This window comes from Bradyrhizobium sp. Ken01 (assembly GCF_055807355.1).
In genome coordinates this window covers 1-12,479 of sequence record NZ_JBVVPC010000048.1, presented here as the reverse complement: position 1 = coordinate 12,479, position 12,479 = coordinate 1, and the positions used below count along the sequence as shown (strand labels likewise).

General features: G+C 65.3%; 10 protein-coding genes. 5 read left to right on the top strand and 5 right to left on the bottom strand.

The window, feature by feature from the left end; translation table 11 throughout:
• Positions 1-6 precede the first annotated feature (6 nt).
• A complete protein-coding gene (locus AC0L3S_RS32020) occupies positions 7-540 on the bottom strand; it encodes a DUF2244 domain-containing protein (RefSeq protein WP_473283648.1) in 534 nt (177 codons plus the stop codon).
• Between the two features lie 22 nt (positions 541-562).
• Between AC0L3S_RS32020 and nth the strand changes: the two genes are divergently transcribed.
• Genes nth through AC0L3S_RS32005 form a run of 3 tightly spaced genes read left to right on the top strand, consistent with a single transcriptional unit; the run spans position 563 to position 4,101 of the window.
• Positions 563-1,315 (top strand): endonuclease III, encoded by a 753-nt coding sequence (gene nth / locus AC0L3S_RS32015; protein WP_473283647.1) that lies wholly within the window; start codon positions 563-565, stop codon positions 1,313-1,315.
• Positions 1,316-1,349: 34 nt separating this feature from the next.
• Positions 1,350-2,486 (top strand): HlyD family secretion protein, encoded by a 1,137-nt coding sequence (locus tag AC0L3S_RS32010; protein WP_473283644.1) that lies wholly within the window; start codon positions 1,350-1,352, stop codon positions 2,484-2,486.
• Positions 2,473-4,101: an MFS transporter gene (locus AC0L3S_RS32005; RefSeq protein WP_473283642.1), complete on the top strand. Its 1,629-nt coding sequence runs from the start codon at positions 2,473-2,475 to the stop codon at positions 4,099-4,101. The genes AC0L3S_RS32010 and AC0L3S_RS32005 overlap by 14 nt, the downstream gene beginning before the upstream one ends.
• A 171-nt stretch (positions 4,102-4,272) precedes the next feature.
• Here AC0L3S_RS32005 and AC0L3S_RS32000 read toward each other — a convergent pair whose 3' ends face one another.
• The 3 genes from AC0L3S_RS32000 to AC0L3S_RS31990 form a co-directional block, all read right to left on the bottom strand.
• Positions 4,273-5,013 carry a sulfate transporter family protein gene (locus AC0L3S_RS32000; RefSeq protein WP_473283639.1) on the bottom strand — a complete coding sequence of 247 codons (741 nt, stop codon included), beginning with the start codon at positions 5,011-5,013 and terminating at the stop codon, positions 4,273-4,275.
• 267 nt (positions 5,014-5,280) lie between these two features.
• Positions 5,281-6,699, bottom strand: a complete 1,419-nt coding sequence (locus AC0L3S_RS31995) for an MFS transporter (protein WP_473283636.1) — start codon at positions 6,697-6,699, stop codon at positions 5,281-5,283.
• 182 nt (positions 6,700-6,881) lie between these two features.
• Entirely contained in the window at positions 6,882-7,814 is a 933-nt protein-coding gene (locus tag AC0L3S_RS31990; protein WP_473283633.1) for a LysR family transcriptional regulator, read from the bottom strand.
• A gap of 107 nt (positions 7,815-7,921) precedes the next feature.
• Here AC0L3S_RS31990 and AC0L3S_RS31985 point away from each other — a divergent pair, with 107 nt between their 5' ends.
• Together AC0L3S_RS31985 and AC0L3S_RS31980 are read left to right on the top strand one after the other, a co-directional pair.
• On the top strand, positions 7,922-9,103 hold the full coding sequence (locus tag AC0L3S_RS31985) for a CoA transferase (RefSeq protein WP_473283630.1): 1,182 nt from the start codon (positions 7,922-7,924) through the stop codon (positions 9,101-9,103).
• The gene (locus AC0L3S_RS31980) at positions 9,100-10,047 is read left to right on the top strand and encodes a hydroxymethylglutaryl-CoA lyase (protein WP_473283627.1); all 948 of its coding nucleotides are present in this window, start codon (positions 9,100-9,102) and stop codon (positions 10,045-10,047) included. Before AC0L3S_RS31985 ends, AC0L3S_RS31980 begins: the two co-directional genes overlap by 4 nt.
• Positions 10,048-10,254: 207 nt before the next feature.
• On the opposite strand, the gene AC0L3S_RS31975 is transcribed toward AC0L3S_RS31980, so the two are convergent.
• The coding region (locus tag AC0L3S_RS31975) for a heavy metal translocating P-type ATPase (RefSeq protein WP_473283624.1) at positions 10,255-12,479 on the bottom strand (2,225 nt) is incomplete at its 5' end.

The window sequence follows — 12,479 nt, the reverse complement described above, 5'->3', positions numbered from 1 at the left end:
CGCAAATCAGGTGACCGGATTGTAGGTCGGGCCGCGCCTGGCGGCATTCAAGGCCTCAACCAAACCTTTGTAAAAACTTGCCTTTTCGTCCGGTCCCAGGAAGCGGGCGATCTGGATCTGGTGACCTCGCGAGATCAGATAGAGGTGCTCGATGCCAAAATCCTCGTCGATTTCCATGTCGAGCCGGACCCAGAGCGGATTGAAGGTCCACTCGACGGTTTGGCCGTGCTGGCTGATGCGCCGCACGCGCAATTCAGATGGCGTGACCACGATCTCCTCGCTGGCCCGCGCCGCGCGGAAATTGTCCTTGAAGGCCCACCAGATCACCAGCACATCCAGGCCGAAGAAGCCGAACACCGGCCACGCGCCCATCATCAGGAAGACGAGGCCAGTGACGAAGCTGACGGCGCTCAGGAACAGCATCACCGCGAGGAAGCCGGTGCGGTTCAGCGAGCGGTGCGGCGTCAGGCGCGCGGAAAAGATCTGAGGCTCAGCCTCGCTTCCGGATCGTTCGCGCTCAATTTCGTTGCCTGTGCTCATCCTCCCTCAGTATATCCCGATCATGGCGAAAATCACCCGCAAGCCGGTCCCGCGTAAAACGTCCGTGCCGAAGAAAAAGGCAAAGCCGGTCGCGGCCAAACCGAAGGCGGTCGCGAAGAAGTCGCTCAAAGCCATGAAGCCCTGGACGCCGCCCGAGGTCCATGAGGCCTTCAGCCGTTTCCGCAAGGCCAACCCCGAGCCGAAAGGCGAGCTCGAGCACGTCAATCCCTTCACGCTGCTGGTTGCCGTGGTGCTGTCGGCACAGGCGACCGACGCCGGCGTCAACAAGGCGACGCGCGCGCTGTTTGCGATCGCCGACACGCCGCAGAAGATGCTCGACCTCGGCGAGGAACGCCTGCGCGAGTACATCAAGACCATCGGCCTCTACCGCACCAAGGCGAAGAACGTGATCGCGCTGTCGGCGAAGCTGCTCAGCGAGTTCGGCGGCGAGGTGCCGCGCACGCGCGCCGGGATCGAGTCGCTGCCCGGCGCCGGGCGCAAGACCGCCAATGTCGTGCTCAACATGGCCTTCGGCGAGCACACCATGGCGGTCGACACGCATGTCTTCCGCGTCGGCAACCGGACCGGACTTGCGCCCGGCAAGACGCCGCTGGAGGTCGAGCTCGGTCTCGAAAAGGTGATCCCGGCCGAGTTCATGCTGCATGCCCATCATTGGCTGATCCTGCATGGCCGCTATACTTGCATCGCGCGCAAGCCGCGCTGCGAGGTTTGCCTGATCAACGATCTCTGCCAGTGGCCGGAAAAGACGGTCTGAAATAGCGTTCGGGAAATGGTTTTTGGAGTCTAGCGTGAGTCAGCAGGAACAAATCTCGCCGTCGCCGCCTGCTGCTACACCGGCGCCGCCACCGAAGCCAACGCAGCGACCGGCGAGTTCACTGTGGAGCCGGCTCGCGATTCCGCTGTTCGCGGTGATCGTCGCGCTCGGCTTCGTCGCGCTGGCAACGCAGCGCTTCGACGAATGGGTCGGCAATTCGGCGGTCCAGACCACCAACGACGCCTATGTGCGCGCCGAGCTGACGCGGCTTGCCAGTCGGGTCTCCGGCGAAGTGCTGACCGTCGGAGTCACCGATTTCCAGCGCGTCAAGGCCGGCGATCTCCTGATCCAGATCGATCCTGCCGACTATGACGCGCAAGTCGCGCAGTCCGACGCCGCGGTCGCCGCCGCGCAGGCCGTGCTCGACAATCTGGCCAATCAGATCGAGCTGCAATATGCGACGATCGCGCAGGCGCAAGCGGCGCGGCTCTCGGCCGAAGCTGTGGAGGTCGAGGCGCGGCAGGAGCAGGAGCGTCAGCAATCGCTGTCGCAGACCGAATCCGGTACGCGGCAGCGCTTCGAACAGGCGGTCGCAGGCTATGCCAAAGCGCAGGCCGATGTGCGCGCGAGCCGCGCCGTGATCGCGGCCCAGCAGCACCAGCTCGAGGTGCTGCAAGGCACCAGGAAGCAGCGCGCCGCCGATCTCGAAGCGACCAAGGCGACGCTGGCGAGTGCGAAGCTCAAGCTCGGCTACACCAAGATATCCGCGCCGTTCGACGGCGTCGTCGGCGAGCGGCAGGTGCAGTCCGGCGACTACGTCAACATCGGCACCAATCTCATCAACGTCGTGCCGTTGCCGAAGGTCTATGTGATCGCGAATTACAAGGAGACCCAGCTTACGCACGTTGCACCGGGCCAGCCGGTCGAGATCACGGTCGACAGTTTCCCGCGTGAGAAGCTGCGCGGCCGGGTCGAGCGCATTGCGCCCGCGACCGGCGCGCAGGTCGCGCTGCTGCCGCCGGACAACGCAACCGGCAACTTCACCAAAGTCGTGCAGCGCATTCCCGTGCGCATCCAGTTCGACGACAACCAGCCGCTGCTGGCGCGGCTGGTGCCGGGCATGTCGGTCGTTACCAGCATCGACACCAAGGCCGGCAATGGCGGAAAATGACGATTCCAGTCGCGGGCCGCTCTCGCGCGGCGGCGTCGCGCCGCAGCCGCTGTTTGCGGTAGCAGCGGTACTGCTCGGCTCGTTCCTCGCCAATTTCGACAGCCGCCTGACCACAATAGGCCTGCCGGACCTGCGCGGCGCGTTCTCGCTCTCGTTCGACGAGGGCGCCTGGCTTTCCACTGCGGGCATCGGCTCGCAGATCTTCATCGCACCCGCGGTGGCCTGGCTTGCCACCGTATTCGGCCTGCGCCGCGTGCTCGGTATCCCGAGTCTCGTCTATGCCGCGGTCTCGCTGATCATCCCGTTCGTGCACGACTATCCGACATTGCTCGCGCTCAGCGTCGTGCATGGCCTCCTGCTCGGCACCTTCGTGCCGGCGACGCTGATGATCGTGTTCCGCAATCTGCCGATCCGCTGGTGGCTTCCGGCGATCTCAATCTATTCGATCCGCGTCGGCTTCGCGCTGGACACCTCGAGCTCGCTGGTCGGCTTCTATGTCGATCATCTTGGCTGGCAATGGCTGTACTGGCAGAGCGTCGTGATCGCGCCCCTGATGGGCCTGATGGTCTATTGGGGCACGCCGAACGAGCCGGTGAATCGCGCTTTGCTGCGCGAGGCCGATTGGGGCGGCATGTTGCTGCTCGGCGCCGGCGTCTCGATGATCTATGCCGGGCTCGACCAGGGCAACCGGCTGGACTGGCTGGGGTCGGGGACGGTGATGGCGTTGATCATTGCCGGCGCGGTGCTGGTCGCGGGCTTCCTCGTCAACGAGTCCCTGGTCCGGCAGCCCTGGGCGCATGTGAACGTGCTGTTCTCGCGCAATATCGGCCTGGGGCTGGTCCTGATCCTGCTCTACACGCTGACCAGCCTGTCCAATGCGTCGCTGGTGCCGAACTTCCTCGCCACCATCGGCCTGCTCAGGCCGGAGCAGAGTGGCCTCCTGCTGCTTACCTACGGCGCGTTGCCGATGTTCGTGCTGGTGCCGCTCTCGATCTGGCTGCTGCGGCATTTCGATACGCGCACGGTGGTGGTCGTGGGATTTGCCTGCTTCGCCGCCGCCAATCTCTGGGGCACGCAGCTCAGCCATGATTGGGCGCGCGAGGATTTCGCCGGCATCGTGCTGCTCCAGGCGATTGGGCAATCACTGACCTTGCTGCCGCTGATCATCACGCTGCTGTCCAATTCCGATCCGAGCCGCGCCACCTCGTTTGCCGCCTATATCCAGATCATGCGGCTCGGTGGTGCCGAGATCGGCGTGGCATTGATGGGGACGTGGCTGCGCGTCCGCGAGCAGATCCATTCCTTCTATCTCGGCCAGAATCTCGGCGTCGGCGACGTCGATGTGGTCCGCATGCTGAAACAGCTCGCCGACCATTTTGCGGCCCATGGTGCCGGCTCGGCCCAGGCCCGCGCGGTCGGCACGCTCGCGGGCCTGGTTCAGCGCGAGGCCAATGTGCTCGCCTATATCGACGGCTTCTGGCTGTGCTTCTGGGTCGCGATGGCCGCGCTCGGCGTCGTCGCCCTGGTCACCCGTGCCCCGCCCGGCCCGTTCACGCCGGCGCCGTTCGGCTTCGCCAGGATGCTGTTGCGCAGATGCGGGATGAAGGTCGCCTGAATGCGATGATGGTTGGCTCGTCCGATCGTGCGACGGGGTTGGTCACCTCTCCCGCTTGCGGGAGAGGTCGGCACGAAGTGCCGGGTGAGGGTTCTCTCCTCTGGGGGATTGTCCCATTGCGGAGACACCCTCTCCCCGACCCTCTCCCGCAAGCGGGAGAGGGAGCGTCCGTCACCGCATCTGCCGCGCCGGCTCGATCAGCTCCGGTCGCGGGCCTGAGAGCCGCTTGTGCATGTGGACCATGAAGGCCATGGCGAAGATCGGCGTCGCCAGATTGAGGATCGGGATCGAGACGAAGGCTGCGATGAACAGGCCCGCGGTGAAGATGGTCGCGGCATTGTCGCGCCGCATCGCCTTGGCGTCCTCCGGCGAGCGAAACCGCATCGCCGCCAGCTCGAAATATTCGCGGCCGAGCAGCCAGGCCGTGGCGAGGAAGAAGACCAGGAAACCGGCGCCGGCGAAAAGCACCAGCGGCAGCGCGACCAGATAGACCAGGATCGTCAGCAGCGCGGTCTTGACGCCCTCGTAGATCGCCTGGCTGAACGGCAGCGCGACGCCCGGCCGCTCGGCCGGATAGTGCTCGCGCTCGACGATGTCGGCGACGTCGTCGACGAACAGGCTCGCCACCAGCGAGGTGATCGCGGGCATCAGGAACACGGCCCCGAACACGACGCCGAGGCCCGCGGCGATCGAAATGATCCAGGACAACACCTCGAGCGATGAGTGCCAGCCCGGACCGAGCAGGCCCTCCAGCCAGGCCTCGCCATAGGTCGCAAACCAGCTCAGTAGCCGCTGCAAGCCGATCGCCAGCACGATGATCAGCACCAGTGCGACGCCGATCGACCGCCACAGGATCGAGCGCATCGGCGGCGAGATCATTTGCGACAGCGCCTTGACGGCGGCATCCAACATGGGAGGTACCTCTCGGGAAAATCACCCGCGAGAAGTAGACACAGGTTGCCCGTTCGGCAAGGGAGGCAGCCTCACTCTGACCGCGTCATAGAAACTCTCGTCCCCCATCCAAAGGAGCTTGGGGAGCAAGCCTCTCCAAGGATGGAGGCCCCAAACCGGCATTCGAGCTGTATGGTTCGAGACGGCGATGCCGATCCCGCCACCGGCTATCAGGTTCCTCAATGGCGTCGGCACCACGATGGGCGGCACCGGCAACGACAAGCTCAGCTACACCAGATCCAGCGGCTTGCCGCGCACGTTCGGGCCGAACAGCGCCATGGCGATCACCACGATCAGCATCGCCGCGGTGATCAAGGTGAACACGCCGGTGACGCCGGCTTCCTTCAGCATGTAGGCGACGACGAAGCCCGAGAACGTCGCGCTCAGCCGGCTCATCGAATAGACGAGGCCGGAGGCGCGCGCCCGGATCTGGGTCGGAAACACCTCGGTCTGATAGGCATGATAGGCATAGGACATCGTCGTGTTGCAGGCCGTCAGCAGCACGCCGCAGATGATCAGCAGCACAGGCTCGGTCAGCTGCGCGAACGCCATGCCGAAGACGATGATGGCGATGCACGCTCCCGCGATGATCCACCGGCGTTCGAACCTGTCGGCGAAGCTCGAGGCCAACAGCGGCGCGATCGGATAGGCGAAGGCGACGATGAAGGCATATTGCAGGCTCTTGGTGACGTTGATGCCCTTCTCGACCAGCAGCGTCGGCACCCAGTTGGCGAAGCCGTAGAAGCCGAAGGCCTGGCAGAGGTTGAACGCCATGAAGAGGACGACGAGCGAGAGGAAAGGCGGGCGGAACAGATCGGCGAAGCCGATTTCCGCGACCGAGCGTGCTGCCGGCCGCGCAGACGACGGCGTAGGGAGCGGCGCTGCCGTGTTTCCGCCGGCGGCTTCCAGCGTTGCCAGGATGCGATAGGCCTCCTCACCGCGGCCATGGCGCGCCAGCCAGAGCGGGCTTTCGGGCAGGAACAGCCTGAGCACCCAGACGATCATGCTGGCGGCCGCCCCGATGAGCACCACCCAGCGCCAGCCGTCGACGCCGAACGGCGAAAGCGGCACCAGCCACCAGGCCAGCGCGGCGACGACCGGCACCGCGATGAACATGATCGACTGGTTCACGGCGAAGGCGCGGCCGCGCATCCGGCTCGGCACCAGCTCGGTGATATAGGCATCGATGGTGATGACTTCGACACCGATGCCGATGCCGGCGAGGAAGCGCCACAACAACAGGCCCTCCGAGGAGGTCTGGCAGGCCATGATCACGGAGGCCGCGGTGTAGCCGAGCAACGCGTAGGTGAAGATCGCGCGGCGCCCAAAACGGTCGGCGAGGAAGCCGAGGAAGAAGGTGCCGACGAACAGGCCGGCAAAGGTCGCGGCGACGAAGGCGCCGATGCCGGAGAAGCCGAAGAAGGCCTGCGTCGTCGTGGTCAGGAGACCGCTGCGGTTCAGGCCCGGTGCGATATAGCCGGTGAGGAACAGATCGTAGATCTCGAAACAGCCGCCGAGCGACAGCAGGATGACGAGGCGCCAGACGTAGGAAGTCCCCGGCATCATCTCGAGCCGCCGCGAGATCTCGTCCGGTGCTGCGGATGCGGTGCCGAGTTCGATGCCCGTGTCGATGCCGACGACGCTCATGATATCCTCCCGGTGGCGCGCGGATTGCGCTGTTCCCGGCGGCTCATCTCTGTCATTTGTCGTGAACTCTGCCGGACCGCGTCATGTTGGCCGGCCGATAGCGGAAATCCAGAAGAACATATCGATGGGAGCGTTCGAGATTTTCGAACTCGGGCGACGAGAGGCAGGACAGCCGGTCGGCGCTATCCCGCCAGCTTCGCCTGCCAGCCGCCGCTACGCACCTGCTCGGCGATCAATGCCAGCATCAGTCGGCGCATCTCTTCCATGGCGTAAGTCATCGGGCGGTTGCGCAGACGGCAGAGGTAGAGTGTGCGGGTCAGCTTCGGATTGATCACCTTGCGTGCGACCAGGCGGCCGGCCGCCAGCTCCTCGCGCGCGAACAGTTTTGTCGCGATGGTGCAGCCGAGCCCTTCCACCAGCGCGCCGGTCATGCCGGTGATCGAATTGGCGTGCAGGATGGCGCTACCTTCCAGCCGCTTGAGCAGGACCGGATCGTCGAGCAGCGCACGCGAGGACAGGCCGAGGCCATAGCGCAGCAGGATCAGCGGCAGCCGGTTCAGCTCCTCGAAGCGGATCGGGGTCTTGCCCTTGCCGACCAGCTTCGGAATGCCGACGAGGAACATCTCCTCTTCGAGCACTGGTTCCGTAATCAGTTCTTTCTCTGACGGCGGATTGTAGACCAGTGCCAGATCGACGCTGGAGATCATCAGGTGCATCAGCGTCGCGCCCGACAGGCTCTCGGTGAGCGACAGCTTGAGCTTGGGATATTTGGCAAGCACCGTGCGCATCAGCTCGACGCCGATCGCCTTGACGCCGGAATTGGCCATGCCGATGGAGATGTCGCCGGCAATGACCCGGGCGCCTTCGCGCACCTCGGTCTCGGCCTCCACCATCGCGCGCAGGATGATGCGAGCGTGTTCGTAGAGCCGTTCGCCGGCTGCCGTCGGTTCCATGCCGCGCGGCTTGCGCTCGAACAGGGGCGTTGCGAATTCCGCCTCCAGGTTGGAGATATGATGGCTCAGCGCCGACTGCGCGACATTGATCTGATCAGCCGCCCGCGACAGGTTCCGCTGCTCGTAGATGGCGATGAAATAGCGGAGCTGGCGCGAATCCATGGGCGATCAAGCGTTCTATAAGTACGAAGACAATCTTCGACAGATTATATTTTTCAGAAGGCTTGTGAAGGCCTAGTCTTCGAAGGTCGATTGATAGGGAGAGACGCATGGCCGAAGCCGGATCGCCGCTTGCAGGCGTGCGCGTGGTCGAGATGACCCACATGGTCATGGGCCCGACCTGCGGCATGATCCTGGCGCAGCTCGGAGCCGACGTGATCAAGGTCGAACCGCCCGCGGGAGACAAGACCCGGAGCCTGGGGGGCATGGGCACGGCCTTCTTTCCGTTGTTCAACCGCGGCAAGCGCAGCGTGGTGCTGGATTTCGAGAAGCCTGAGGATCGCGACACCATGCATCGGCTGCTGGCGACGGCCGACGTGTTCCTCGAGAATTTTCGCGACGGCCAGCTCGAGAAGCAGGGGCTTGGCGCGGACGAATTGCGTCGCCGCCATCCGGATCTGATCATCGCCGGCCACAAGGGTTTCCTCTCCGGTCCCTACGAGCACCGCCCCGCACTTGACGAGGTCGTGCAGATGATGGCGGGGCTAGCCGCCATGACCGGCACCAGCGAAAAGCCCCAGCGTGTCGGCTCGTCCGCCAATGACATCATGGGCGGCATGTTCGGCGTGATCGCGATCCTCGCGGCGCTCTACCAGAAGCGCGGGGGACAACGCGACGGCGCCGACATTCGCATCGGCCTGTTCGAGAACTGCCTCTTCCTGGTCGCCCAGCACATGGTCGAATACGAGATGACCGGCAACGAGCCGCGCTCGATGCCGGAGCGCGAGCATGCCTGGCCGATCTACGACATATTCGAGACCGCCGGCGGCGAGCGCATCTTCATCGGCGTCGTCACAGAAGGCCATTGGCAAAGCTTCTGCCGCGAGTTCGGCCTGACTGAATTCCTCGATGATCCCACCTTGCGCACCACGACCGATCGCATCCTGGCGCGTGGGCGGATCATTCCGCGCGTCGCCGACATCATCAGGCAATGGGACGTGGCAAAACTGTCGCAGAGGCTCGACGCGCTCAACATCTGCTTCTCGCCGATCAACCGTCCCGAGGATCTCTTCACCGATCCGCATGTGCTACGGCCGGGCGGGCTCGTCAACAATGTCACCGCCGACGGCAAGCCGTTCCGGGTGCCGGCGCTGCCGATCGAATGGAACGGCAACCATATCGGCGAGGGCCTGAAGGTCGCGCCGCTCGGCGCCGACACGGCGGCCGTTCGCGCCGAGATCGACACCGAAAACGAAGACGCCACGTCAAAAACAACAGGGAGGCGTGCATGAGCCGGATTCAGGAGATTTACCCCGCAGACCGCGTCAGCCTGCGCGAAGTCGGCCTGCGCGACGGGCTCCAGCTCGTGAAGAAAATTCCGTCGACCGACGCCAAGCAGCGCTGGGTGCGCGAGGAATATGCCGCTGGCGTGCGGCATTTCGAGGTCGGCTCGTTTCTGCCGGCAAAGACCTTTCCGCAATTCGTCGATGTTCGCGACATTGTTGCGACCGTCGCTTCATTGCCCGGCGCCCATGGCATCGCACTTGCGCTCAACGAACGCGGCGTGAACGAGGCGCTGGAATCCGGCGTCGGCGAAATCGCCTCCGTGGTGTCGGCAACGGAAGAGCACAGCCAGGCCAATGCGCACCGCTCGCGCGAGTCCGCGATCGCGAATTTGAAACGCCTGTGCGAGCTGCGCGATGCCACCAGCCACAAGCCGCTTGTGAACGCGGCGATCTCGATGGCGTTGGGCTGCTCGATTACCGGGCCGGTTGACCCTGCGGAAGTGCTGCGGCTGGTCGACAAATGCCTGGAGGCTGGCGTCGATTTCGTTGGCATCGCCGACACCGTCGGCTATGCCGGGCCGAAGCAGGTGGCGGAGCTGACGCGCGCCGCGGTGAAGCTTGCAGGGTCAAAGCCGATCTGCATCCATCTCCACGACACCCGCGGCATGGGCATTGCGAACGCGGCCGCGGCGCTCGACGAAGGCGCGCGTATCCTCGACGGCTCGCTCGGCGGCCTCGGCGGCTGCCCCTTCGCTCCCGGTGCGACCGGCAATGTCGTGTTCGAGGATCTCGTGTTCCTGTGCGAGAGCAAGGGCTTTGCGACCGGCATCGATCTGGAGAAGTTGATCGCGGTGCGCAGGATCCTGCGCGAGGAGATGCCCAACGAAGCGCTCTACGGCGGCGTCGCGCGTGCGGGGCTGCCGGGTGGGAGCGCGGCGAAGGCGGCGTGAGGCTATTTCTTCACCTCGCCCCGCTTGCGGGCAGAGGTCGGAATTCAAGCGTAGCTTGGATTCCGGGCGAGGGGGACTCTCCGCGAGTCCTCTTGTAGTGAATTCGCGGAAACAGCCCTTCCCCCCAACTCTCCGAGGGCGAGCGAAGCTCGTCCCGGCCCCGTAAGAACGGGGCGAGGAAGCGCACCTTTGTCGTCGCCAATAGGCTCACAGCCGCGTTGCCCGTAGCCGCAGCGCGTTTCCAACGACGCTGACCGAGGACAGCGCCATCGCGGCAGCGGCGATGATCGGCGAGAGCAGCACGCCGAAGGTCGGATAGAGGATGCCGGCCGCGATCGGAATGCCTGCGGCGTTGTAGATGAAGGCGAAGAACAGATTTTGCCGGATGTTGCTCATCGTCGCCTGCGACAGTTTTCGCGCCCGCACGATGCCGGTGAGATCGCCCTTCAGCAGCGTGACGCCGGCGCTCTCCATCGCCACGTCCGTGCCGGTGCCCATGGCAATGCCGACTTCGGCAGCGGCCAGCGCCGGCGCGTCGTTGACGCCGTCGCCGGCCATCGCGACGCTGCGGCCGGCCTTCTGCAGCTTTGTCACCACCGCGCTCTTCTGATCCGGCAGCACCTCGGCCTCGACGTCGGCGATGCCGAGCCTGCGCGCGACGGCCTCTGCCGTGGTGCGGTTGTCGCCGGTCAGCATGATGACCTTGATGCCTTCGGCCGCCAGTGCCTTCAGCGCCTCCGGCGTGGAAGCCTTGACCGGATCGGCGATCGCGAACAGGCCGGCAAGCCGGCCGTCGACCGCCATGTTGATCACGGTCGCGCCATCGCCGCGCAGCCGTTCGGCCTCGCTATCGAGCGCTTGAGTGTCGATGCCGATCGACGTCAAATATTTGGCATTCCCGAGCACGATGGTTTTGCCGTCGACCTTGCCGGTGGCGCCCTTGCCGGTCGGCGAATCGAATTGCTCGATCTGGCCCAGCGCGAGCTGCTTCTCCTTCGCCGCGCGCATGATCGCGTCGGCCAGAGGATGCTCGCTGGCGCGCTCGACGCTGGCGGCCATGCGGAGGATGTCATCTTCCGCAAAGCCGGCCGCCGGCACGATCGCGACCACCTTCGGCTTGCCCTCGGTCAGGGTCCCGGTCTTGTCGACCACCAGCGTGTCGATCTTCTCCATCCGCTCCAGCGCCTCGGCATTCTTGATCAGCACGCCTGCCTGCGCGCCGCGGCCGACGCCGACCATGATCGACATCGGAGTCGCGAGTCCCAGCGCACAGGGGCAGGCGATGATCAGTACGCTGACGGCGGCGACGAGGCCGAAGGCCAGCCGCGGCTCCGGCCCGAACCAGGCCCAGGCAGCGAAAGCAGCGACCGCGACCGCAATCACCGTCGGCACGAACCAGCCCGCGACCTGGTCGGCGAGACGCTGGATCGGCGCGCGCGAGCGTTGCGCGTCCGCGACCATCTGCACGATCTGCGACAGCAGCGTCTCTCGCCCGACCTTGTCGGCGCGCATGATGAAGCTGCCGGACTGGTTGAGCGTGCCCGCGATCACCTTCGCGCCCGTCTCCTTGGTCACCGGCATGGATTCGCCTGTGACGAGCGACTCGTCGAGCGAGGAACGGCCCTCGAGGATAATGCCGTCGACCGGCACTTTTTCGCCAGGGCGCACGCGCAAGCGGTCACCGGCATGAAGCGCGTCGATCTCGACCTCGTGCTCGCCGCCGTCGGTATCGACGCGGCGCGCGGTCTTGGGGGCGAGCTGCAGCAGCGCCTTGATCGCACCCGATGTCGCATCGCGGGCGCGCAGCTCCAGCACCTGCCCGAGCAGCACCAGCACGGTGATGACGGCCGCTGCCTCGAAATAGACCGCGACTGCGCCTTCGTGGACGCGGAAGGTGGCAGGGAAAATCTGCGGCGCGATGGTGCCGATCAGGCTGTAGACATAGGCAACGCCCGTGCCCATCGCGATCAGCGTGAACATGTTGAGGTTGCGCGTCAGCAGCGACTGCCAGCCGCGGACGAAGAACGGCCAGCCGGCCCACAGCACCACGGGCGTGGCGAAGACGAGCTGGATCCAGTTCGACAGCGTCGCATCGATCCAGTTGTGCGGGCCCGCGAGATGGCCGCCCATCTCCAGCACGACGGCCGGCAAAGCCAGCGCGCCGCCGATCCAGAACCGCCGCGTCATGTCGGCCAGCTCGGGATTGGGGCCGGTCTCCAGGCTCGCCACTTCCGGCTCCAGAGCCATGCCGCAGAGCGGGCAGGTGCCGGGCCCGGCCTGGCGGATCTGCGGATGCATCGGGCAGGTGTAGATCGTGCCGGCCGGCATCTCGAGCTCGGGTGTCCTGTCCTTGGCGAGATATTTTGCTGGATCGGCGGCGAATTTGGCGCGGCAGCCGGCCGAGCAGAAATGGAAGGTATCGCCGTGATGGT

Bases quoted from the DNA above. Each gene is read 5' to 3' on its own strand.
- AC0L3S_RS31995 (WP_473283636.1), bottom strand. From the start codon at position 6,699: ATGAGCGTCGTCGGCATCGACACGGGCATCGAACTCGGCACCGCATCC.
- AC0L3S_RS31980 (WP_473283627.1), top strand. From the start codon at position 9,100: ATGAGCCGGATTCAGGAGATTTACCCCGCAGACCGCGTCAGCCTGCGC.
- AC0L3S_RS31985 (WP_473283630.1), top strand. From the start codon at position 7,922: ATGGCCGAAGCCGGATCGCCGCTTGCAGGCGTGCGCGTGGTCGAGATG.
- AC0L3S_RS32005 (WP_473283642.1), top strand. From the start codon at position 2,473: ATGGCGGAAAATGACGATTCCAGTCGCGGGCCGCTCTCGCGCGGCGGC.
- AC0L3S_RS31990 (WP_473283633.1), bottom strand. From the start codon at position 7,814: ATGGATTCGCGCCAGCTCCGCTATTTCATCGCCATCTACGAGCAGCGG.
- nth (WP_473283647.1), top strand. From the start codon at position 563: ATGGCGAAAATCACCCGCAAGCCGGTCCCGCGTAAAACGTCCGTGCCG.
- AC0L3S_RS32020 (WP_473283648.1), bottom strand. From the start codon at position 540: ATGAGCACAGGCAACGAAATTGAGCGCGAACGATCCGGAAGCGAGGCT.
- AC0L3S_RS32000 (WP_473283639.1), bottom strand. From the start codon at position 5,013: ATGTTGGATGCCGCCGTCAAGGCGCTGTCGCAAATGATCTCGCCGCCG.